Source organism: Actibacterium naphthalenivorans (genome assembly GCF_014196965.1).
GTDB classification, from domain to species: domain Bacteria; phylum Pseudomonadota; class Alphaproteobacteria; order Rhodobacterales; family Rhodobacteraceae; genus Actibacterium_A; species Actibacterium_A naphthalenivorans.
This window is the reverse complement of sequence record NZ_JACIEQ010000001.1, coordinates 985504-1006653: the sequence shown is the minus strand read 5'-3', so window position 1 is coordinate 1006653 and position 21150 is coordinate 985504. Positions and strand designations below refer to the sequence as shown.

At 65.5% G+C, this 21150-nt stretch carries 20 protein-coding genes and 1 tRNA gene; 10 read left to right on the top strand and 11 right to left on the bottom strand.

The window, feature by feature from the left end; translation table 11 throughout:
* Window positions 1–249: 249 nt before the first annotated feature.
* Complete coding sequence (locus tag GGR17_RS04930) at window positions 250–1473, top strand: aspartate aminotransferase family protein (RefSeq protein WP_054537855.1); 1224 nt, start codon at window positions 250–252, stop codon at window positions 1471–1473.
* A 1-nt stretch (window position 1474) separates the two neighbouring features.
* Window positions 1475–2401 (top strand): ornithine carbamoyltransferase, encoded by a 927-nt coding sequence (gene argF / locus GGR17_RS04925; RefSeq protein ID WP_054537856.1) that lies wholly within the window; start codon window positions 1475–1477, stop codon window positions 2399–2401.
* A gap of 107 nt (window positions 2402–2508) precedes the next feature.
* On the opposite strand, the gene hrpB is transcribed toward argF, so the two are convergent.
* Window positions 2509–4965 (bottom strand): ATP-dependent helicase HrpB, encoded by a 2457-nt coding sequence (gene hrpB, locus GGR17_RS04920; protein ID WP_054540289.1) that lies wholly within the window; start codon window positions 4963–4965, stop codon window positions 2509–2511.
* 231 nt (window positions 4966–5196) lie between these two features.
* Here hrpB and meaB point away from each other — a divergent pair, with 231 nt between their 5' ends.
* The 5 genes from meaB (at window position 5197) to GGR17_RS04895 (ending at window position 8212) form a co-directional block, all read left to right on the top strand.
* Window positions 5197–6174: a methylmalonyl Co-A mutase-associated GTPase MeaB gene (gene meaB, locus GGR17_RS04915; RefSeq protein WP_054537857.1), complete on the top strand. Its 978-nt coding sequence runs from the start codon at window positions 5197–5199 to the stop codon at window positions 6172–6174.
* 137 nt (window positions 6175–6311) lie between these two features.
* Complete coding sequence (rpmB, locus tag GGR17_RS04910) at window positions 6312–6599, top strand: 50S ribosomal protein L28 (protein WP_037211194.1); 288 nt, start codon at window positions 6312–6314, stop codon at window positions 6597–6599.
* A 102-nt stretch (window positions 6600–6701) separates the two neighbouring features.
* Window positions 6702–7049: a hypothetical protein gene (locus tag GGR17_RS04905; protein ID WP_037211191.1), complete on the top strand. Its 348-nt coding sequence runs from the start codon at window positions 6702–6704 to the stop codon at window positions 7047–7049.
* Between the two features lie 46 nt (window positions 7050–7095).
* The gene (locus GGR17_RS04900) at window positions 7096–7581 is read left to right on the top strand and encodes a copper chaperone PCu(A)C (RefSeq protein WP_054537859.1); all 486 of its coding nucleotides are present in this window, start codon (window positions 7096–7098) and stop codon (window positions 7579–7581) included.
* Between the two features lie 163 nt (window positions 7582–7744).
* Window positions 7745–8212, top strand: coding sequence for a low molecular weight protein-tyrosine-phosphatase (locus tag GGR17_RS04895; protein ID WP_054537860.1), 468 nt, complete (start codon window positions 7745–7747; stop codon window positions 8210–8212).
* Here GGR17_RS04895 and GGR17_RS04890 read toward each other — a convergent pair.
* On the bottom strand, window positions 8209–8508 hold the full coding sequence (locus tag GGR17_RS04890) for a hypothetical protein (protein ID WP_037211183.1): 300 nt from the start codon (window positions 8506–8508) through the stop codon (window positions 8209–8211). The two genes, GGR17_RS04895 and GGR17_RS04890, sit on opposite strands and share 4 nt — an antisense overlap.
* A 205-nt stretch (window positions 8509–8713) precedes the next feature.
* Here GGR17_RS04890 and GGR17_RS04885 point away from each other — a divergent pair, with 205 nt between their 5' ends.
* The gene (locus tag GGR17_RS04885) at window positions 8714–9532 is read left to right on the top strand and encodes an SDH family Clp fold serine proteinase (protein ID WP_054537861.1); all 819 of its coding nucleotides are present in this window, start codon (window positions 8714–8716) and stop codon (window positions 9530–9532) included.
* 58 nt (window positions 9533–9590) lie between these two features.
* Here GGR17_RS04885 and GGR17_RS04880 read toward each other — a convergent pair.
* Both GGR17_RS04880 and GGR17_RS04875 read right to left on the bottom strand, forming a co-directional pair.
* A tRNA-Ala gene (locus GGR17_RS04880) sits at window positions 9591–9666 on the bottom strand.
* Window positions 9667–9755: 89 nt separating this feature from the next.
* The gene (locus tag GGR17_RS04875; RefSeq protein WP_054537862.1) at window positions 9756–10088 is read right to left on the bottom strand and encodes a TIGR02300 family protein; all 333 of its coding nucleotides are present in this window, start codon (window positions 10086–10088) and stop codon (window positions 9756–9758) included.
* A 148-nt stretch (window positions 10089–10236) separates the two neighbouring features.
* Between GGR17_RS04875 and GGR17_RS04870 the strand changes: the two genes are divergently transcribed.
* Together GGR17_RS04870 and GGR17_RS04865 are read left to right on the top strand one after the other, a co-directional pair.
* Entirely contained in the window at window positions 10237–10944 is a 708-nt protein-coding gene (locus GGR17_RS04870; protein ID WP_054537863.1) for a M48 family metallopeptidase, read from the top strand.
* Between the two features lie 31 nt (window positions 10945–10975).
* On the top strand, window positions 10976–11626 hold the full coding sequence (locus GGR17_RS04865; protein ID WP_037211174.1) for a GntR family transcriptional regulator: 651 nt from the start codon (window positions 10976–10978) through the stop codon (window positions 11624–11626).
* 78 nt (window positions 11627–11704) lie between these two features.
* On the opposite strand, the gene lpdA is transcribed toward GGR17_RS04865, so the two are convergent.
* The 7 genes from lpdA to sucC all read right to left on the bottom strand — a co-directional run bounded on the left by lpdA (window position 11705) and on the right by sucC (window position 20861).
* Window positions 11705–13093: a dihydrolipoyl dehydrogenase gene (gene lpdA / locus GGR17_RS04860; RefSeq protein WP_054537864.1), complete on the bottom strand. Its 1389-nt coding sequence runs from the start codon at window positions 13091–13093 to the stop codon at window positions 11705–11707.
* Window positions 13094–13236: 143 nt separating this feature from the next.
* Window positions 13237–13626 carry an MAPEG family protein gene (locus GGR17_RS04855; protein WP_054537865.1) on the bottom strand — a complete coding sequence of 130 codons (390 nt, stop codon included), beginning with the start codon at window positions 13624–13626 and terminating at the stop codon, window positions 13237–13239.
* A 50-nt stretch (window positions 13627–13676) separates the two neighbouring features.
* On the bottom strand, window positions 13677–15194 hold the full coding sequence (gene odhB / locus GGR17_RS04850) for a 2-oxoglutarate dehydrogenase complex dihydrolipoyllysine-residue succinyltransferase (protein WP_054537866.1): 1518 nt from the start codon (window positions 15192–15194) through the stop codon (window positions 13677–13679).
* 6 nt (window positions 15195–15200) lie between these two features.
* Window positions 15201–18161, bottom strand: coding sequence for a 2-oxoglutarate dehydrogenase E1 component (locus tag GGR17_RS04845; protein WP_054537867.1), 2961 nt, complete (start codon window positions 18159–18161; stop codon window positions 15201–15203).
* Window positions 18162–18227: 66 nt separating this feature from the next.
* Window positions 18228–19109, bottom strand: a complete 882-nt coding sequence (sucD, locus tag GGR17_RS04840; RefSeq protein ID WP_037209641.1) for a succinate--CoA ligase subunit alpha — start codon at window positions 19107–19109, stop codon at window positions 18228–18230.
* A 17-nt stretch (window positions 19110–19126) separates the two neighbouring features.
* On the bottom strand, window positions 19127–19663 hold the full coding sequence (locus tag GGR17_RS04835; protein WP_054537868.1) for a hypothetical protein: 537 nt from the start codon (window positions 19661–19663) through the stop codon (window positions 19127–19129).
* 4 nt (window positions 19664–19667) lie between these two features.
* On the bottom strand, window positions 19668–20861 hold the full coding sequence (sucC, locus tag GGR17_RS04830; protein ID WP_054537869.1) for an ADP-forming succinate--CoA ligase subunit beta: 1194 nt from the start codon (window positions 20859–20861) through the stop codon (window positions 19668–19670).
* Between the last annotated feature and the right edge of the window lie 289 nt (window positions 20862–21150).

Sequence of the window (21150 nt, the reverse complement as noted above, 5' to 3'; positions counted from 1 at the left end):
CGGGCGTTTCGCGGGTGCAGATGCGCGGGGTTTTCATGCCCGCCGCGGCCCCTCCGGGGCTGGACAGGCGCAGCGTTTGGGATTATCGCCATGGCATGATCACACGGACCCATATCCCCGCTGTCCGACGTCGACGCCGCCGCGCCTGACGCCTGATCCCGCGTGCCCGGCACGCATCCTTCCCACAATCGTTGACTTGCCCGCGTGCCTTTGGCACCTATCGGGCTTCCATTTGCAAGGACACGTACCATGATCCCGTCCGTTCTGCCGACCTACAACCGCGCGCCGCTCAGCTTCGTCAAGGGCGAAGGCTCCTGGCTGACAGAGGCGGACGGGTCGCGATACCTCGACCTTGGCGCCGGCATCGCGGTGAATGCGCTGGGCCATGCCAACCCGGCGCTGATCGCCGCGCTGACCGAACAGGCGGGCAAGCTGTGGCACCTGTCGAACCTTTATCAGATCCCCGAGCAGCAGGCGCTGGCCGATGCGCTGGTGGAACACAGCTTCGCCGACACCGCGTTCTTCACCAACTCGGGCACCGAGGCCTGCGAGCTGGCGGTGAAGATGGCGCGCAAATACTGGTACGACAAGGGCCAGCCCGAACGGGTGAAGATCATCACCTTTTCGGGCGCGTTCCACGGCCGGTCTTCGGCGGGCATCGCCGCGGCCGGCTCCGAAAAGATGACCAAGGGCTTTGGCCCGCTGCTGCCCGGTTTCGTGCATCTTGAATTCGGCGATCACGAGGCGCTCTTCGCGGCGATGAAAGACCCCGAGGTCGGCGCCGTGCTGCTGGAACCGGTGCAGGGCGAGGGCGGTATCCGCCCGGTGCCCGATCAGTGCCTGAAGGGCCTGCGCGACCTGTGCGACGAAACCGGCGTGCTGATGATCCTGGACGAGGTGCAATGCGGCATGGGCCGCACCGGCAGGCTGTTCGCCCATGAATGGGCCGGCATCGCGCCCGACATCATGATGGTGGCCAAGGGCATCGGCGGCGGCTTTCCGCTGGGTGCGGTGCTGGCAACCGAAGAGGCGGCCAGCGGCATGACGGCGGGCACCCACGGCTCGACCTATGGCGGTAACCCGCTGGCCTGCGCGGTGGGGCTGGCGGTGATGAACGCCGTGGCCGCGCCCGCGTTCCTCGACGAGGTGAACCGCAAGGCGGGGCTGCTGCGGCAAAGGCTGGAAGGGCTGGTGGCCGCGCATTCCGACGTGTTCGAGGCGGTGCGCGGTTCGGGCTTGATGCTGGGGCTGAAATGCAAGGTGCCGAACGGCGATATGGTCAAGGCAGGCTATGCCCAGCACGTGCTGACCGTGGCCGCGGCCGACAATGTGATCCGCATCCTGCCCGCGCTGAATATCCCCGACGCGGATATCGCCGAGGCCATCGAACGGCTGGACCGGGCCGCGCAGACGCTTGGCGCCGCACTGCGGCCAGAGACAAATTTGAAGGGGGAAGCCCCCAAGGGACAGTAAGATGACGCATTTTCTGGATATCAATACTACCGACCCCGCCGACCTGAGGGCGATGATCGATCAGGCCCGCGCGATGAAACAGGCCCGCGCCGGCCGGCCCAAGGGCGCGCCGGATGCCGGTCTGCCGCTGGAGGGTCGGATGGTCGCGCTGATCTTCGAAAAACCCTCGACCCGCACGCGCGTGTCCTTCGACGTGGGCGTGCGCCAGATGGGCGGCCAGACGATGGTGCTCTCGGGCAGCGACATGCAGTTGGGCCATGGCGAAACCATCGCGGATACCGCCCGCGTACTGTCGCGCTATGTCGATCTGATCATGATCCGCACCTTCGAAGAGGCAACGCTGCTGGAGATGGCGGAATATGCCACCGTGCCAGTGATCAACGGGCTGACCAACCGCACCCACCCCTGCCAGATCATGGCCGATATCCTGACGTTCGAAGAGCATCGCGGCCCGATCGCGGGCCGGAAAGTGGTCTGGACCGGCGATGGCAACAATGTCTGCGCTTCGTTCATCCAGGCGGCGGGGCAGTTCGGTTTCGATTTCACCTTCACCGGCCCGCCGACGCTGGACCCCGAGGCCGCGTTCCTTGAGGAAGCCCGCGCCAAGGGCGTGAAAGCGGAGATCGAGCGTGATCCGCGCCGCGCGGTCGAAGGCGCGGATCTGGTCGTCACCGATACCTGGGTGTCGATGCACGACCCGCAATCGGCGCGCGAACGCCGCCACAACCAGCTGCGCCCCTATCAGGTGAACGAGACGCTGATGTCCCACGCCAAACCCGACGCGCTGTTCATGCACTGCCTGCCCGCCCATCGCGACGAAGAGGCGACGGGCGCGGTAATGGACGGGCCGCATTCGGTGATCTTCGACGAGGCGGAAAACCGCCTGCACGCGCAGAAGGCGGTGCTGCGCTACTGTCTGGGGCTGTAGCTGCCTTCATCTTTCCTGAAAATATCCCCGCCGGAGGCATGGAATCTTTTCGCCGCGCCAGAACTTTCTTGCCTCCGGCGGGGATACTTGTCGAAAGATGAAGAAGATCACCCTCCGCGCCGTTTCGCCCGCAGCGTCGGCGCGGCGACGGTCGGATCTTCGGGCCACGGATGGCGAGGGTACCGCCCGCGCATGTCCTTGCGCACATCGGCATAGGAGCTTGCCCAGAACCCCGGCAGGTCCATCGTGGTCTGTACCGGCTTTTGTCCGGGCGACAGCAGCGTGATCCGCAGTGGCAGGTGGTTGGGCCCGATCACCGGGTGCACGGTTACCCCGAACATCTCTTGCAGCCGCACCGAAATTTCCGGTGCCGTGCCGGAATAGTCGATCGGCACTCGCCGCCCCATCGGCGTTTCGAAATGGGCGGGCGCCAGGCGGTCGACCAGCTGTTGCTGGTTCCAGGTCAGCGCGGCGCGCAGGGCGGGGGTGACGTCGAACCGTTTCAGCGCATCGGCGGTTTTGACGCCGCCCAGATGCGGCAGCAACCAACTCTCCAGCCGGTCCATCAGCCCGGTGTCGGAGAAATCAGGCAGGTCGGCACCCGCGTCGTGCAGCAGTTCCACCCTTGCCTGAAACCGCCGCGCGGCGTCGGACCAGGGCAGCCCCAGTTCGCGTACGCCGTCCAGCATGGCGCGGGCGATCGCGTCTTCGGACGCGTTCTTCCAGATCCGGTCATCCAGGATCAGCGCGCCGAACATCTCGCGCTGGCGGGTCATCACGCGGCGCTCGCGGCGCGACCATTCACAGACATCTGCCCATCTGATCTGATCGGCGTAGAGTCCGCGCAGCTCTGCCTCGGCAAGCGGCGCGGCCAGCCGGATCCGTGCCTCGCGCGCGTCGCCGTCCAGATCGAGCGCCACGATCAGGCGGGCGCCGGCCATCGGATCGTCTTGGTCGATCACCGCGCCCTTACCGCCCGACAGCACGAAGCGGGGCGCGTCGCCCTTGCGGCGCAGCCCGATCCGGTCGGGGTAGGCGAGTGCCGCCATTTCCGCCACGCTCATCGCGGGGGCATCGGGCGCGGCGCGGGCCAGCCGTTTCGTCTCGGCGCGGATGCGCTCGACCACGGCGCGGTTGGGCGCGAAGGGGCGGCGTTCGGCGAAGCCACGCGGATCGGTCACGGCCTCCAGCCGCAGAGACAGATCCACCGGCGCGCCGCGCAGCGGGTCGCGTTCGGCCAGCAGTGCGGCCAGCGGTGCGGCCGTCCTGCCAGCCATGAGCAGCATATGGCCCAGGCGGGGATGCAGCGGCAGGGCGGCCAGCGCACGGCCGTGCGCGGTGATCCGCCCTTGTGCATCCAGCGCGCCCAGGGCGGTCAGCAGCCCCCGTGCCTCGGCCAGCGCGCCGGGGTTGGGCGGCGTCAGGAAGGCCAGTTCCTCGGCCCGCTGCGCGCCCCACACCGCCAGCTCCAGCGCCAACCCCGTCAGGTCTGCGGCCTCGATCTCGGCGGGTGGGAAGGGTTGCATCCCGCCTTCTTCGCCTTTGGTCCAGAGCCTGTAACAGGTGCCTTCGGCCACCCGGCCGGCGCGGCCCCGGCGTTGTTCGGCCTCGGCCCGGGTGACCCGTTCGGTCACCAGCCGCGACATGCCCGACGACGGATCGAACCGCGCCCGCCGCGCGCGGCCGCCATCGACGACCACGCGAATGTCCTGAATGGTCAGCGAGGTTTCGGCGATCGACGTGGCCAGCACCACCTTGCGCCCGGTTTGTGCCGGGGCGATCGCCGCCCGCTGGGCCTTGAACTCCATCGCGCCGAACAGCGGGCGAATCGCGCAATCCGCGGGCAGGTGGCCTTTCAGCAATCCCTCGACCCGCCGGATCTCGCCCTCGCCGGGCAGGAAGACCAGAACGCCGCCGGATGTTTCCGCCACCGCCTGTTCCACCAGCGCGGCGACGGCAGGCTCATAGCGCTGGCTCTTGGGCAGGGGCCGCTCCAGCCAACGGGTTTCCACCGGAAAGCTGCGCCCCTGCGAGGTGATCACCGGCGCGTCGTTCAGCAGTGCGGCCACCGGCGCCGCGTCCAGCGTGGCCGACATCACCAGCACCAGCAGATCGTCGCGCAGCGCGTCGCGCACTTCCCACGTCAGGGCAAGCCCCAGATCAGCGTTCAGCGAGCGTTCGTGGAATTCGTCGAAAACCACCGCATCGATGCCCGAAAGCGCGGGGTCCGATTGCAGCATCCGGGTCAGGATACCCTCGGTCACCACCTCGATCCGCGTCGTCTTGCCGACCTTCGCCTCGCCGCGCATCCGGTAGCCCACGGTCTGGCCGACGGTTTCGCCCAGCGTTTCGGCCATCCGCTCGGCCGCGGCCCGCGCGGCCAGACGGCGCGGCTCGAGCATCAGGATGCGGCCTTCGCACAGCCCCGCCTCCAGCATCGCCAGCGGCACCCGCGTCGTCTTGCCCGCGCCGGGGGGCGCCTGCAGCACCGCGCGGCCCGCATCGCGCAGGGCACGCAGCAGGTCGGGCAGGGCATCGTCGATCGGCAGGGCGAAGCGGTTCATCCCGCCGTTATCGGTGATTTGCCGGAGCGGGGCCAGTGCCGGCGGAACAGGGCGGAAGGTCAGGCCGCGGATGCGCAAGTCGCGCGATGCCCGCACCCCATCCCAGCCATGGCGGCCCGTGGCCCGCCCGCTGCTCGTAAACCGGCGGCATCGCCGGAAAATCCTGCCTCTGCTCTGGACAGGGCGGGCCCGGCAAGGGCAAACAGGCCTTCAGATCAGCCGGAGGCCGCAATGGATATCGCCGAACTTGCAGACCGCATCCGCGCGGGCGAACGCCGGGCGCTGGCCCGCGCGATCACGCTGGTCGAAAGCGGCCGCGACGATCACCGCGCCCGGGCCGTGGCGCTGCTCGACCGGCTGGCCGGCAGCGGGCGGCAGGCGCTGCGCATCGGGCTGTCGGGTACGCCCGGCGTCGGCAAATCCACCTTCATCGAAAGCTTCGGCATGATGCTGACGGGGCAGGGGCTGCGCGTGGCGGTGCTGGCGGTCGATCCCAGTTCCGCCCGCTCCGGCGGTTCGATCCTGGGCGACAAGACGCGGATGGAGCGGCTGACGCGCGAGCCGAACGCCTTCATCCGCCCCTCGCCCAGCCAGACCGCGCTCGGCGGCGTGGCGCGGCGCACCCGCGATGCGGTGGCCCTGTGCGAGGCGGCGGGGTTCGATATCGTGCTGATCGAAACCGTGGGCGTGGGCCAGTCTGAGACCATGGTCGCCGAAATGGCCGATCTCTTTATCCTGCTGCTGGCCCCGGCCGGCGGGGATGAATTGCAGGGCGTCAAGCGCGGTATCATGGAGATGGCCGATATCATTCTGGTCAACAAGGCCGATGGTGATCTGAAACCCGCCGCCATGCGCACCTGCGCCGATTACGCCGGTGCCTTGCGCCTGCTGCGCAAACGCCCGCAGGATCCCGAAGGCTTTCCCAAGGCAATGACAGTGTCGGCGCTGGAGGAGGAGGGGCTGCAAAACGCCTGGGGCGAAATGCAGGCGCTTGCGGCGTGGCGGCGCGAAAACGGTCATTTCGATGCCCGCCGCGCCGAGCAGGCCCGCCACTGGTTCGGCGAAGAGGTGCGCCTGGGTCTGCTCGCCCGGCTCGAGAAAGACCCGGACGCGCGGGCGCAGATGGACAGGCTCGGCGCCGCCGTCGCGCGTGGAGAGATCAGCGTTTCCGGCGCCGCGACCCAGATGCTGGCGGCGCTGAACGGATGATGCCGCCCGGAACCGGCGCACAGCCTGAGATGAATCACTTGACGCCGCCCCGGTTTTGCCCTTAAAGCACCCGAACGGAATTCGAGGCGCTGCTCATGCGGCGCCCTAAGTGTTTATACGAGACAAGGAAGAGACCCATGTCGCGCGTCTGCGAACTGACCGGAAAAGGCCCGATGACTGGCAACAATGTCAGCCACGCCAAGAACAGAACCCGCCGCCGGTTTCTGCCGAACCTGAATGACGTGACGCTGATCTCCGACGCGCTGGGACGTTCGTTCAAACTGCGCGTGTCGGCATCTGCGCTGCGCACGGTGGATCACCGCGGCGGCCTCGATGCGTTCCTGGCCAAGGCCAAGGATGCCGAGCTTTCCGAGAAAGCTCTGAAAATCAAGAAAGACGTCGAAAAGACTCAGGCAACCGCCTGATTGTCTTTCGGCTGTGATGTGCAGCGGCCCCGTCGGCAACCGGCGGGGCCGCTTCCTTTTGGCGCGTTCCGCCGCCGGTTCCGCACCTCTATACCCTGCCCGATGACCCTGCTGCGCCCCCTCCTTGCCACGCTGCTGGCGCTAATGCTCAGCCTGACCTCGTTCACCCTCGCGGCGGCGCGCGGCCAGGCCCCGGCCGCGGGCGAGATGGTCATCTGCTCGGGCCTCGGGCTGCAGACCATCACCGTCGATGCCGATGGCAACCCGGTGGGCCCGCCGCATATCTGCCCCGATGGCGTCGCCGCCTTCATCTCGGTCACGACCTCGCCCCCGGTGCTGCCGCTGCGCCGGCTGGCCGATGGCGAATACCTGTCCCTGCCCGCGGCCCTGACCCTTCCGGGGCGGGCCCGTCTGTCTGCGATGGCGCGCGGGCCCCCGGTGCCGGCCTGACGCAAGACAGACCAGCAAACAGACAATCCAATACCGGGAGGACGTCATGTCCCTGAAGAAATCCGCTTTCGCGGCGCTTGCCGCCATCTCTTTCGCCCTGCCTGCCCTCGCAGACGGCATCATGATCGAAGATCCCTACGCCCGCGCCTCGACAATGCTGTCGCAATCGGGCGCCGCCTTCATGGTGCTGAAAAACAGGGCCGACAGCGATGACCGGCTTGTGGGTGCCACTTCCGACGTGGCCGAACGGGTGGAACTGCACACCCATATCTCCGACGCGCAGGGCGTGATGCAGATGGTCGAGGTCGAAGAAGGCTTTCCCATCCCCGCCGGCGGCAGCCACGCCCTCGCGCGTGGCGGTGATCATGTGATGTTCCTCGGGCTCACCCGCCCGCTGCAGCAGGGCGACGTGATCCAGGTCACGCTCAGCTTTGAAAAGGCCGGCGACATCACCGTGGACATCCCCGTCGATCTTCAGCGCAAGCCGATGCACGGCCAGATGAATCACGGCACCACGAAAATGACCAACTGATACCCCGGCGCGGCGCGCCGAACCCGGCCCGCCGCGCCCCTTTCATCTTTCCGAAATATCCTCGGGGGTCCGGGGGCAGACAGCCCCCGGCGTCCTCGGCCGAAACGCCGATCTTGGTCGCGGCCACCCCCTTGCGCTAGTATCGCGCAAGGAGGAGAACGAAATGACCACACGCATCCTGTTTGTCTGCCTGGGAAACATCTGCCGCTCGCCCACCGCGCATGGGGTCTTCGCCCAGCTTGCCGCGCAGGCGGGGCTGGACGTCGCGGTGGAAAGCGCCGGCACCGGCGGCTGGCATATCGGCGATCCGCCCGATGCCCGCGCCACGGCCGAAGCGGCGGCGCGGGGCTATGACCTCAGCCCGCTGCGCGCACAGCAGGTCACACCGCGCGATTTCGCCCGGTTCGACCTGATTCTCGCCATGGACCGCGCCAATGTCGCCGCGCTCGAGCGGATGCGCCCGGTCGAAAGCGAAACCCCGGTGGAGCTGTTTCTGACCTATGCCAACAGCCCGCGCGCCGAAGTGCCCGATCCCTATTACGAAGGCGGGTTCGACCTTGTGCTTGATCTGATCGAGGCTGCCAGCCACGGCCTTGTGGCCGAGTTGCACAAGACCCGGGTGCCCGGCTAGCGGCAGAAGGTCTCGGCCGCCGTGCCGAAGGCCTTGTAGCGCAGCCAGAACGCCTCATGCCCGCGGTTGTCCGACTGGCGGATTTCCTGTGCCTTGTGCGGATCGCGGAAGAATGTCGCGGCCAGCCTCTGGTCGCCGCGATTCAGGGTCAGGTCGGCGGCATCCTGGATGCAGCCGCACATGGCGCGCGACACGCCCTTGCGCCCCGATGACAGACAGGCGCTTTCGATCGCGCCGGCCTGGGCCACGGGGGCCGTGAATGCGGCGATCAGCGCCGCGTAGAAAAGTTTCTGCATCTGCTACCGCCTCGTATCCCGTGACGGGGGCCTGACGTTGGCGTCAATGTCGCCCCGGCAAGGTTGCTGCCTGTGGTGATGGTGCCGGATTCGGCCGATATTTTCAATTCACAAGATGGCCTGCGCGGCTGCGGCAAATTCGGTGACCGGCGGGCGCGCCGCATATGCTACACACGGCACGCGGCAGCAGGGAATCGGACGGCACATGGATACAGGCATCTTCTTTCTTCTCTTTCTCGTCTTCGCCCTGCAGCCGCTGGTCACGGGCCAGATTTTCGCCGCACGCCGGGCGCAGGCGATCCGCCGGATCGAACGCAAGCGTGCCACGCGCGTCATCACCATGATCCACCGGCAGGAAAAGCGCAGCCTGTTCGGGATGAGCGTGGCGCGTCATATCGATCTGGAGGATGCCCAGACCATCATCGCCGCGATCAAGGAAACCCCCAGGGACATGCCGATCGACCTGATCTTGCACACGCCCGGCGGGCTGGTAATCGCCGCGCTGCAGATCGCCCGCGCGATCGAGGCGCATCCGGCGAAGGTAACGGTACATGTGCCGATATACGCTATGTCGGGCGGTACGCTGATCGCGCTGGCGGCGGATGAAATCGTGCTGGGAGAGTTTTCCATGCTCGGGCCGATCGACCCGCAGATCGTGGGTGTGCCCGGTGCCAGCATCGTCAAGGCGCGCGATTCCAAGCCGATCGAGGCGGTGTCTGACGTGACGCTGGTGCTTGCGGATGTCAGCGAAAAGGCCATCGCGCAGGTCAAGCGCGGCGCGATCGAGATTCTGACCCCCCGGCTGGATCTGGCCGTGGCCGAGGCATTGGCCGAGAAACTGGCCGGCGGCTACTGGACGCATGACTATGCGCTGATGGCCAGCGAGGCGCAGAGCCTGGGGCTTCCGGTGACGGTCGGAATGCCGCTGGAGGTGCTGGAGTTGATGAAGCTCTACCCGCAGCCGGTCAAACGGGCCGGTGTCGAATACCTGCCGATCGAGAACCCGGCGCGGAAGATATTGTAAACGCTGATCACCGAAGCGCAGCCGGCGCGATATGTGGCGGACAGGATGAGGGGTGATTTGGTGGAGCCAAGGGGAGTCGAACCCCTGACCTCTTGCATGCCATGCAAGCGCTCTCCCAACTGAGCTATGGCCCCGACCGTGTGGCAGGCTATGCCGCCTGCCCGCGTGTATCTATGGAAGCAGGCGGTGGAGATCAAGCGAAAAAACCACCGCCCTCTGCTCTTCAGGTCTCGTCGTCATCCGTTGCGACATCGGCGATATCGTCCAGCGAGACGTTGTCGTCTTCATCGTCTTCCAGAACATCGTCACCCAGATCGACCTCGGTGTCGTCATCGTCCAGCACGTCGTCATCCGTATCCAGATCGGCAACCACTTCGGGTTCGGACTTGGCATCGGATTTGTCGGCGACAAGCGTGCGGCCCTTGCCGCTGGCCAGGCTTTCCAGCGAAAAGCTGTGTCCGCAGGACGGACAGGTCATCGGGTTCCGCTGAAGGTCGTAAAACCGGGTCGAGCAGTTCGTGCAAACGCGCTTAACGCCCCATTCTTCCTTGGGCATAGAGGTCCCCTTCAATCGATAATGTCTGTTCAGAGTCGCAGCCAACTGCCACAAGTCCCCCAGGGTGTCAAAGCCGTTTTGAACACAATCCGCGAAAGCCGCGCATTTGAGGCTGCACAGGCCGGGCGGCGTTGCTAATCTGGCGGCGATGAAACGCGCCGAAGTCACCTCCGCCGAATTGCCGGGCGAGCCGCCGATCGAGGTCGCGCTGCGCCGGTCGGCGCGCGCGCGCCGCTATTCGCTGCGTGTGTCGCAACTGGACGGACGCGTGACGCTGACCCTGCCCAAAAGCGCCCCGCTGGACGAAGGGCTGGCCTTTCTGCGCGACAAGGAGAGCTGGATTCGCGGGCACCTGACATCGCATCCCGGCGTTGCGGTGGTGCGAATCGGGGAAACGGTTCCCTTCGAAGGGGTGCCGGTGGCGATCACCGCCGCGCCGGTCCGCAGCCCCAGGCTAGAGGGCGGGCGGCTGCTGGTGCCGGCCGATCCGGCCCGGGTGGGCCAAAGGGTCGCGGCCTTTCTGAAACACGCGGCGCGCGACCGGCTGGCGCTGGCGTCGGATCGGCACGCGGCCGCCCTGGGTTGCGGCTATGGCCGGTTGACCCTGCGCGACACGCGGTCGCGCTGGGGATCGTGCTCGTCCAACGGGGATCTGATGTATTCCTGGCGCCTGATCATGGCCCCGCCCGAGGTGCTGGATTACGTGGCCGCGCATGAGGTGGGGCATCTGCGAGAGATGAACCATTCGGCGGCGTTCTGGGCGCTGGTGGAACAGCTTTGCCCCACGTATCGCGCGCATCGGGGCTGGCTGCGTGCCAACGGATCGACGTTGCAGCGGGTTCGCTTTGCCGATTGACGGTGTCACGGTTTGTGATCACACTCGAAGGATGCTGCTACAGAATCGGCCGGGCGATGCCGGAAGCGCCACCCATGACCGCCTTTATCGCACGCTGCGCACGCGCATCATGCATGGCGAGTTGACGCCCGGCGCCTCGATGACGCTACGCGGGGTGGGCAAACAGTTCGGCGTGTCCATGACGCCGGTGCGCGAAGCGATGCGGCGGCTGGCGGCGGAGGGGGCGCTGACGATGTCATCCTCGGGGCGGATGACCACGCCCGAACTGTCGAACGAGCGGATCGAAGAGCTTGCCGCGCTGCGGGCGCTGCTGGAACCGGAGCTTGCGTCGCGGGCGCTGCCGCGTGCGCATCTGGCATTGATCGACCGGTTGCAGACCATCAATGCCGCCATTGCCGAAGTGGTCAGCAGGAACGATGCGGTCGGGTATATCCGCACCAATCTGGAGTTTCACCGTACCTTGTATCTGCGGGCGCAGGCCCCCGCGATGCTGGCCATGGCCGAGACGGTCTGGCTGCAGCTCGGGCCGACCATGCGGGCGCTTTATGGCCGGTTGGGGCGGACCGAACCGCCGCAGCATCACCGGATGATCGTGGCCGCCCTGAAGGCGGGCGACGAACCGGGGCTGCGTCTGGCGGTGCGCACTGATGTCACGCAGGGGTTGCGTCTGCTCGCGGCCTGATCTTGCGCGGCGGGATCGCCGGCGGCCGCAAGAGGACCGGGCCAATCGGGGCAACCGCCGCCGCCGGCCCGGTTTTGCTTAAGCGTGGATCGCGCCGTCGCCGCAGGCCAGGGCGGCCTCGCGCACCGCTTCCGAATAGGTCGGGTGGGCGTGGCAGGTCAGGGCCAGATCCTGAGCCGAGGCGCCGAATTCCATCGCCACGCAGATCTCGTGGATCAGATCGCCCGCCGCCGGGCCGATGATATGCGCGCCCAGAATGCGGTCGGTTTCCTTGTCGGCCAGGATTTTCACGAATCCGTCGCCGGCGAACACCGCCTTGGCGCGGGCATTGCCCATGAAAGAGAATTTCCCGGCCTTGTAGGCGCGGCCTTCCTCTTTGAGCTGTTCCTCGGTCTTGCCGACGCTGGCGACCTCGGGGTGGGTGTAGATCACGCCGGGGATGACCCCGTAATTTACATGCCCGGATTTCCCGGCGATGACCTCGGCCACGGCCATGCCTTCATCCTCGGCCTTGTGGGCCAGCATCGGGCCTTCAATGGCGTCACCGATAGCATAGACGCCGGGCAGGTTGGTGGCCCAGTGGCCATCGGTCTTGATCTGGCCGCGCGGCAGAAGCTCGACGCCAAGCGCCTGAAGCCCCAGCCCGTCGGTGAAGGGCTTGCGGCCGGTGGCGACCAGCACCACGTCGGCGTCGAGCGTGGCCTCGCTGTCGTCCTTGCGCAGCTTGTAGCCTACCTTCGCCTTGGTTTTCAGGGGCTCGACCCCCTGAACGGCGGCGCCGAGGACGAAGTTCAGCCCCTGCTTCTTCAGAAGCTTCTGAAGGCTGCGGCTGATCTCGGCATCCATACCGGGGGTGATGTGATCGAGGTATTCGACGACCGTGACCTCGCTGCCCAGCCGGGCATAGACCGAGCCCATTTCCAGCCCGATCACACCGGCGCCGATCACCACCATGGATTTCGGGATCTTCGGCAGTTCGAGCGCGCCGGTGGAGGTGACGACGATTTTCTCGTCGACCTCGATCCCCGGCAGCGAAGATGCCTCGGACCCGGTGGCGATGACGATGTTTTTCGCGTTGTGCAGTTCTTCGCCGACCTTGACCTGGCCGGCGGCGGGGATGGAGCCCCAGCCTTTCAGCCAGTCGACCTTGTTCTTCTTGAACAGGAATTCGATGCCCTTGGTGTTCTGCCCGATGACATCATCCTTGTAGGAGAGCATCTGTTTCCAGTCGACGGAGGGCGATTTGCCCTTCAGGCCCATGGTGGCGAAGTTATGCTCGGCTTCGTGCAGGCTGTGGGTGGCGTGCAGCAGGGCCTTGGAGGGGATGCAGCCCACGTTCAGGCAGGTGCCGCCGAGGGTTTCGCGGCCTTCGACACAGGCGGTTTTCAGGCCCAGCTGGGCGCAGCGGATGGCGCAGACATAGCCGCCGGGGCCGCCGCCGATCACGATCACATCATAGTCTGCCATGGGTCATTTCCTTCGGTTATTTTGGCATCTGCGCCGGGCGGGGTACGCGGGCACAGGAATTTCGGCCGGGGGGTGGGGGCTGTCTGCCCCCTCTTGGTCTTCGACCAATTCACCCCCGAGGATATTTCGGCGAAGAAGAAACATCACAGCACCGCTGCAAGCAGCATGGCGACGGTGGCGACAAAGCCCAAGGCCCAGATCAGCGTCCGCCAGGGGGAAAGGCCGAGGGCGTAAGCCGGCACATAGGCCACGCGCGCGGCGAGATAGACCCAGCCGCAGGTGGCGGTGAAGGGGCTGGCCTGATCCGACAGGGTGGTGACCACGACCGCGATGGTGAAGAGGGTCAGCCCTTCGAAATGATTGCTCAGCGCGCGATGGAGCCGGCCAGCCAGCCCGGTGACGTGCATGGGGGTGTCGCGCGGGCCCATGGCGGTTTTGGGGCCGACCTGTGCGTTGGCGGCCACCGCATAGGCGAAGAACTGGAGCACCTGCAGCAGTGCGGCGAGGGTGAGGGCGGTGAGTTCAGGGGTCATGGGCGACTCCGGGGGTGGTGCACCCCTGCCGTGGCAGGGGGGCCGATCTATCACAGATCCATCAGCAAACGGCGCGGATCTTCGAGGGCTTCCTTGACCCGCACCAGGAAGGTGACGGCGCCTTTGCCATCGACGATGCGGTGGTCATAGGACAGCGCCAGGTACATCATCGGGCGGATCACGATCTCGCCGCCGACCACGACCGGACGGTCCTGGATCTTGTGCATGCCGAGGATGCCGGACTGCGGCGGGTTCAGGATGGGCGAGGACAGGAGCGAGCCGTAGACGCCGCCGTTGGAAATGGTGAAGGTGCCGCCCTGCATTTCGGCCATCGACAGTTTGCCGTCACGGGCGCGGGCGCCTTTTTCGGCGATCGCCTTTTCGATTTCGGCAAAGGACATCGCGTCGGCGTCGCGGATCACGGGCACCACGAGACCTGTGGGCGTGCCTGCGGCAATGCCCATGTGAACGAAGTTCTTGTAGACGATATCGGTGCCGTCGATCTCGGCGTTGACCTCGGGCACTTCTTTCAGCGCATGGCAGCAGGCCTTGGTGAAGAAGGACATGAAGCCGAGGCGCACACCGTGCTTCTTCTCGAACAGATCCTTGTATTCCTTGCGCAGGGCCATCGTCGCGCTCATGTCCACCTCGTTATAGGTGGTCAGCATGGCGGCGGTGTTCTGGCTGTCTTTCAGGCGCCGGGCGATGGTCTGGCGCAGGCGGGTCATTTTCACCCGTTCCTCGCGTGCCGCATCATCGGCGGCGACAGGCGCGCGCGGGGTGGCGGTGGCGGCGGCGGGGGCGGCAGCGGCGGCCTGGGTGCCAGCGGCGATCGCCTTTTGCACGTCTTCCTTCATGATCCGGCCATCGCGGCCGGTGCCGCTGACCTGGGCGGCGGACACGCCTTTTTCCGCCATCAGCTTTTTGGCCGAGGGCGCATCTTCGACGTCCTTGCCGGATGACGGGGCCGCGGCGGGGGCGGGGGCCGCGGCGGGGGCGGGGGCCGCGGCGGGGGCGGGCGCGGCGGCGCCCGCGCCGGTGCTCAGTACGGCGAGCTTGCCGGCGGCTTCGACGGTGTCACCCTCTTGCGCCAGAATGGAGGTGAGCGTGCCGGCGGCGGGGGCGGGCACCTCGACCGAGACCTTGTCTGTTTCCAGCTCGCACAGCATCTCGTCCTGGGCGACGGTATCGCCGACCTGTTTGAACCAGGTGGAGACGGTGGCCTCGGTCACGCTTTCACCCAGGGTCGGCACCATCACGTCGATGCTTTCGCCGCCGGTTTCCGCAGGGGCGGCGGGCGCTGCGGCTTTCGCGGGGGCCGGGGCGGCGGCGCCTTCGCTGATCATGGCCAGCAGCGCGTCGACGCCGACGGTTTCGCCTTCGGCGGCGACGATCTCTCCCATCGTGCCGGCGACGGGCGAGGGCACCTCTACCGTGACCTTGTCGGTTTCCAGTTCACACAGCATTTCATCGACCGCGACGCTGTCGCCGGGTTTCTTGAACCATGTGGCGACGGTGGCCTCGGTGACGCTTTCACCAAGGGTGGGTACGCGAACTTCAGTGGACATAGTGGATTACCCTTCGATGGTCAGCGCTTCGTTTGCGAGCGCTGTTTGCTGTGCTTTGTGCTGGCTGGCCAGGCCCGTGGCGGGCGAGGCAGAGGCGTTGCGGCCCACGTAGCGGGGGCGGGCGTGTTTGGCCGAGATGCGGGTCAGAACCCATTCGAGGTTCGGTTCTACGAAGGTCCACCCACCCTGGTTCTTGGGCTCTTCCTGGCACCAGACGACTTCGGCCTGTTTGAAGCGTTCAAGCTCTTTCACCAGGCTGATCGCCGGGAAGGGATAGAACTGTTCGAGGCGCAGCAGATAGATGTCGTCGATGCCGCGAGCATCACGTTCCTCGAGCAGGTCATAGTAGACCTTGCCCGAACAGATCACCACGCGCTTGATCTTGTCATCGGCGGCGAGGGTGATGCCGGCGGCGCCCTTCTCGGCGTCGTCCCACAGCACGCGGTGGAAAGACGAGCCGGTGGTGAAATCGGCCGCATCGGACACGGCCAGCTTGTGGCGCAGCAGCGATTTCGGCGTCATCAGCACCAACGGCTTGCGGAAGGTGCGGTGCAGCTGGCGGCGCAGGATGTGGAAATAGTTCGCCGGGGTCGAGCAGTTGGCGACGATCCAGTTGTCTTCGGCCGAGTTCTGCAGGAACCGCTCCAGCCGCGCCGAACTGTGTTCAGGGCCCTGGCCCTCGAAGCCGTGGGGCAGCAGCATCACAAGCCCCGACATGCGCAGCCATTTGCGTTCGCCCGAGCTGATGAACTGATCGAACATGATCTGGGCGCCGTTGGCGAAATCGCCGAACTGCGCTTCCCACATCACCAGCGCGTTGGGTTCGGACAGCGAATAGCCGTATTCGAAGCCGAGCACCGCATATTCCGAAAGCATCGAATCGATGACTTCGTAATGGGCCTGGCCTTCGCGGATATGGTTCAGCGGATAATACCGTTCCTCCGTGTCCTGGCTGATGAAGGCCGAGTGGCGCTGAGAGAAGGTGCCGCGCGTGCTGTCCTGGCCGGCGAGGCGCACGGGGTATCCTTCGGTCAGGAGCGAGCCGAAGGCCAGCGACTCGGCGGTGGCCCAGTCGAAGCCCTTTCCGGTGGCGAACATCTCCTTCTTGGTTTCCAGAAGGCGCCCGACCGTCTTGTGCAGGGCAAAGCCCGTGGGGGAGGTGGTCAGCGCGGCGCCGACCTGTTGCATCGTTTCTTCGGTGATCGAGGTATCGCCGCGCTGGTATTCCTCTCCCTCGCGGTTGAGGTGCGACCAGCGGCCATCCAGCCAGTCGGCCTTGTTGGGCTTGTAATCCTTGCCGGCCTCGAACTCTTCGTTCAGATGGGCCTGGAACGCGGCCTTCATATCCTCGATCTCGCCCTCGGGGATCAGCCCGTCCTTGACCAGGCGATCGGTGTAGAGCTGAAGCGTGGTCTTCTGCTTCTTGATCTTCTTGTACATCAGCGGGTTGGTGAACATCGGCTCGTCGCCTTCGTTATGCCCGAAGCGGCGATAGCAGAAGATGTCGATGACCACATCGCGGTGGAATTTCTGGCGGAACTCGGTGGCCACCTTGGCGGCATGCACCACCGCCTCGGGGTCGTCGCCATTGACGTGGAAAATCGGCGCCTCGACCATCAGCGCGATGTCGGTGGGATAGGGCGAGCTGCGCGAGTAATGCGGCGCGGTGGTGAAACCGATCTGGTTGTTCACGACAATGTGGATGGTGCCGCCGGTGCGGTGGCCGACAAGGCCGGACATGCCAAAGCATTCAGCCACGACGCCCTGGCCGGCAAAGGCTGCGTCGCCGTGCAGCAGCACGGGGATCACCGTTTCGCGCTTGGGATCGTTCAGTTGAAACTGCTTGGCGCGGGCCTTGCCCAGCACCACCGGGTTCACCGCCTCGAGGTGGCTGGGGTTCGCGGTGAGCGACAGGTGCACCTTGTTATTGTCGAATTCGCGGTCGCTGGAGGCGCCGAGGTGATATTTCACGTCGCCCGAGCCATCGACATCTTCGGGCTTGAAGCTGCCGCCCTGGAATTCGTTGAAGATGGCGCGATAGGGTTTGGCCATCACGTTGGCCAGCACCGACAGGCGGCCCCGGTGGGGCATACCGATGACGATCTCGCGCGCGCCAAGGGCGCCGCCGCGCTTGATGATCTGCTCCATCGCCGGGATCAGGCTCTCGCCGCCGTCCAGCCCGAAGCGCTTGGTGCCCATGTATTTGACATGGAGGAATTTTTCGAAACCCTCGGCCTCGACCAGCTTGTTGAGGATGGCGCGGCGGCCTTCGCGGGTGAAGGTGATTTCCTTGCCGAAGCCTTCGATCCGTTCCTTCAGCCAGCCGGCCTGTTCAGGGTCGGAGATATGCATGTATTGCAGCGCGAAGGTGCCGCAATAGGTGCGTTTGACGATGTCCAGAATCTCGCGCAGCGATGCGACCTGCAGGCCCAGCACGTTGTCGATGAAGATCGGCCGGTCCATGTCGGCGCTGGTGAAGCCGTAGGATTTCGGGTCCAGCTCGGGGTGCGGGGTCTTGTCCTGCATGCCGAGCGGATCGAGATCGGCCACGAGATGGCCACGGATACGGTAGGCGCGGATGATCATCAGGGCGCGGATCGAATCCAGCACCGCGCGCTTGACCTGCTCGTCAGACAGCGCAACGCCCTTTTCGGCGGCCTTGGCCTTGATCTTCTTGCCGGCGTCCTTCGCCTCGGCCGGGGGGGCGGGCCACTGGCCGTCAAGGGCGGCGGTCAGATCGTCGTCGGGTTGCGGCGGCCAGTCGGTGCGCGCCCACGAGGGGCCGGCGGCCTCTTTCTTGACGTCCATCTCTTCGTCGCCGAGCGCGCGGAAGAACTGCTGCCACGCCTCATCGACCGCGTTGGGATCGTTGGCATAGCGGGCGTAGAGCTGTTCGATATATTCCGCGTTATGCCCCTGCAGGAAGGACGAGGAATGGAAAACGTCGTTGGGGCTTTGCTCGGTCATGGCGACACCTGATGAATTGGCGCCGCGCCCCGTTCGCCGGGGCGCGGCAATTGGTTTGAGGATGGATCAGCCGATAGCCTTGAGCACGGCTTCGCCAAGGCCCGCCGGGCTGTCGGCGACGACGATACCGGCGGATTTCATCGCTTCGATCTTGTCTTCGGCGGCACCCTTGCCACCGGCGACGATGGCACCGGCATGGCCCATCCGGCGGCCCGGAGGCGCGGTGCGCCCGGCGATGAAGCCCGCAGTCGGTTTCCAGCGGCCCTTTTTCTTTTCATCGGCCAGGAATTGCGCGGCTTCTTCTTCCGCGGACCCGCCGATTTCACCGATCATGATGATAGACTGGGTTTCCGGATCGGCCAGGAACATTTCCAGCACGTCGATATGCTCTGTCCCCTTGATCGGGTCGCCGCCGATGCCCACGGCGGTGGACTGGCCCAGACCGGAGTCGGAGGTCTGTTTGACCGCCTCATAGGTCAGCGTGCCCGAGCGCGACACGACGCCGACAGAGCCACGCTTGTGGATGTGGCCGGGCATGATGCCGATCTTGCAGGCGTCGGGGGTGATGACGCCGGGGCAGTTCGGGCCGATCAGGATCGACGAAGACCCTTCCAGCGCGCGCTTGACCTTCATCATGTCCAGCACCGGGATGCCTTCGGTGATGCAGATGATCAGCGGGATCTCTGCGTCGATCGCCTCGAGGATCGAATCCGCCGCGAAGGGCGGCGGCACATAGATCACAGAGGCATTGGCGCCGGAAACGGCGACCGCTTCGTGGCAGGAGTTGAAGACCGGCAGGCCCAGATGGGTCTGCCCGCCTTTGCCGGGGGTCACGCCACCGACCATCTTGGTGCCATAGGCGATCGCCTGTTCGGAGTGGAACGTGCCCTGAGAGCCGGTGAAGCCCTGACAGATAACTTTGGTATTTTCGTCTACGAGGACTGCCATGATTGGTCCTTTGAACTTTAAACTAGTGTTGCGATGTAGATGCGGCTGGTGCCGTCTTCGATGCAGATATTGCCGCCCCGTGCAGAGGAAATGGCGATGAATTCCGGCAGTTCTACGCCACGTTCGGTGAATACCGCGCAGACGGGGGACTGGTCTGCCGGCGCTGCGGTGCTGCCGGGCAGACCGCTGCGCAGGTATTTTCCGGGTGAACGCTGCGCAAGCATCGCACCAATCATCTGCGAGGTTTCGGTAACGCCCATATAGTGGGTTGTTACCGTGCAATCGGGGGCCATCTGTCCCAGATAGATCACAGCCGATGCGGTGTCGGCCGGGGCGGTGAAATGGTAGTTGAGATCACCATTGCCCAGGTTTTCCACACGCTCGGCAAACCCGGCGGCCCTGAAGGCCCCAAGCCAAGCCTCTGAACCCGGATAGGACGCACCGCACAGCTCGACTGCAATGGCGACATTGGCGCGGGCGGCCTCTTTATGGCTTTGGGCCGCGACGGGCGCCGCCGCGAAAACCATGCCAAGAAAAAGGCCGAACCCGCGCATCGCCTTACCCCTTCACCGCTTTAACGATTTTCTCGGCGGCATCGCTGAGGTTGTCGGCGGCGATGACGGCCAGGCCGGATCCGTTGATGATCTCCTTGCCCATCTCGACGTTGGTGCCTTCGAGCCGTACCACCAGCGGAACCTGCAGGCCGACCTCTTTCACCGCGGCGATCACGCCCTCGGCGATGACGTCGCAGCGCATGATGCCACCGAAGATGTTGACGAGGATGCCTTTCACGTTGGGATCGGAGGTGATGATCTTGAACGCTTCGGTCACCTTTTCCTTGGTGGCGCCACCGCCCACGTCGAGGAAGTTGGCAGGCTCGGCCCCGAACAGCTTGATGATGTCCATCGTCGCCATGGCCAGGCCGGCGCCGTTGACCATGCAGCCGATTTCACCGTCCAGCGCGATATAGTTCAGATCGAACTTGGACGCGGCCAGTTCCTTGGAGTCTTCCTCGGTTTCGTCGCGCAGCTCGAGGATGTCGGGCTGGCGGTAGAGCGCGTTGCCGTCGAAGCCGACCTTGGCGTCGAGGCATTTCAGATCGCCGCTGTCGGTCACGATCAGCGGGTTGATCTCCAGCATCTCCATGTCCTTCTCGGTGAAGGCGCGATAGAGGTTGCCCATGAGCGCGACGCATTGCTTGACCTGCTTGCCGGTCAGGCCCAGCGAAAAGGCGATACGGCGGCCATGGAACGGCTGATAGCCGGTGGCCGGATCGACGGAGAAGGACAGGATCTTCTCGGGCGTGGACTCGGCGACCTCTTCGATGTCCATCCCGCCTTCGGTGGAGCAGACGAACGAGATGCGGCTGGTCTGACGATCGACCAGAAGCGCAAGGTAAAGCTCGGTCTCGATGCCCGAGCCGTCTTCGATATAGATGCGGTTGACCTGCTTGCCGGCCGGGCCGGTCTGGTGGGTCACCAGGGTGTGGCCCAGCATCTTGCGGGCTTCCTCGGCGGCTTCCTCGACCGACTTGGCCAGACGCACGCCGCCTTTTTCACCGGCGGCGGCCTCTTTAAACGCGCCCTTGCCGCGGCCGCCGGCGTGGATCTGCGCCTTGACGACCCAAAGCGGACCGTCAAGCTCGCCCGCCGCCGTCTTGGCGTCATGCGGGGTAAGGACGACACGGCCGTCAGAGACCGGTGCGCCATAGTCACGAAGAAGAGCCTTCGCCTGGTATTCATGAATGTTCATGAAACTGTCCCGTTCTAGTGCAATTCTCTGATGTAATGGCACAGTCCGGCGGGGCGGAGAAACGGTTTTCGCGCGGTTTCGTTGAATTATTCCGGGTTTTCAGCTTTTGTGATCACACTTTGGAAAGCTGTGATCACAAATGGCAAGCGGCTATCGCTAACAGAAATTTTGATGTTTCGATTCGGGCGCCAGGCGCCGTTTGCACGCCGCGCCGCAGCATGTTCGCGGGCCCTTGCCTCTTCTGGAACGGCAAAGGGCCGGGTGTGGCAACCCGGCCCTTCACATGTCT

Excerpts from the sequence above, each read along its gene's own strand:
- GGR17_RS04930 (WP_054537855.1), top strand. The coding sequence starts at position 250 with ATGATCCCGTCCGTTCTGCCGACCTACAACCGCGCGCCGCTCAGCTTC.
- argF (WP_054537856.1), top strand. The coding sequence starts at position 1,475 with ATGACGCATTTTCTGGATATCAATACTACCGACCCCGCCGACCTGAGG.
- hrpB (WP_054540289.1), bottom strand. The coding sequence starts at position 4,965 with ATGAACCGCTTCGCCCTGCCGATCGACGATGCCCTGCCCGACCTGCTG.
- meaB (WP_054537857.1), top strand. The coding sequence starts at position 5,197 with ATGGATATCGCCGAACTTGCAGACCGCATCCGCGCGGGCGAACGCCGG.
- rpmB (WP_037211194.1), top strand. The coding sequence starts at position 6,312 with ATGTCGCGCGTCTGCGAACTGACCGGAAAAGGCCCGATGACTGGCAAC.
- GGR17_RS04905 (WP_037211191.1), top strand. The coding sequence starts at position 6,702 with ATGACCCTGCTGCGCCCCCTCCTTGCCACGCTGCTGGCGCTAATGCTC.
- GGR17_RS04900 (WP_054537859.1), top strand. The coding sequence starts at position 7,096 with ATGTCCCTGAAGAAATCCGCTTTCGCGGCGCTTGCCGCCATCTCTTTC.
- GGR17_RS04895 (WP_054537860.1), top strand. The coding sequence starts at position 7,745 with ATGACCACACGCATCCTGTTTGTCTGCCTGGGAAACATCTGCCGCTCG.
- GGR17_RS04890 (WP_037211183.1), bottom strand. The coding sequence starts at position 8,508 with ATGCAGAAACTTTTCTACGCGGCGCTGATCGCCGCATTCACGGCCCCC.
- GGR17_RS04885 (WP_054537861.1), top strand. The coding sequence starts at position 8,714 with ATGGATACAGGCATCTTCTTTCTTCTCTTTCTCGTCTTCGCCCTGCAG.
- GGR17_RS04875 (WP_054537862.1), bottom strand. The coding sequence starts at position 10,088 with ATGCCCAAGGAAGAATGGGGCGTTAAGCGCGTTTGCACGAACTGCTCG.
- GGR17_RS04870 (WP_054537863.1), top strand. The coding sequence starts at position 10,237 with ATGAAACGCGCCGAAGTCACCTCCGCCGAATTGCCGGGCGAGCCGCCG.
- GGR17_RS04865 (WP_037211174.1), top strand. The coding sequence starts at position 10,976 with ATGCTGCTACAGAATCGGCCGGGCGATGCCGGAAGCGCCACCCATGAC.
- lpdA (WP_054537864.1), bottom strand. The coding sequence starts at position 13,093 with ATGGCAGACTATGATGTGATCGTGATCGGCGGCGGCCCCGGCGGCTAT.
- GGR17_RS04855 (WP_054537865.1), bottom strand. The coding sequence starts at position 13,626 with ATGACCCCTGAACTCACCGCCCTCACCCTCGCCGCACTGCTGCAGGTG.
- odhB (WP_054537866.1), bottom strand. The coding sequence starts at position 15,194 with ATGTCCACTGAAGTTCGCGTACCCACCCTTGGTGAAAGCGTCACCGAG.
- GGR17_RS04845 (WP_054537867.1), bottom strand. The coding sequence starts at position 18,161 with ATGACCGAGCAAAGCCCCAACGACGTTTTCCATTCCTCGTCCTTCCTG.
- sucD (WP_037209641.1), bottom strand. The coding sequence starts at position 19,109 with ATGGCAGTCCTCGTAGACGAAAATACCAAAGTTATCTGTCAGGGCTTC.
- GGR17_RS04835 (WP_054537868.1), bottom strand. The coding sequence starts at position 19,663 with ATGCGCGGGTTCGGCCTTTTTCTTGGCATGGTTTTCGCGGCGGCGCCC.
- sucC (WP_054537869.1), bottom strand. The coding sequence starts at position 20,861 with ATGAACATTCATGAATACCAGGCGAAGGCTCTTCTTCGTGACTATGGC.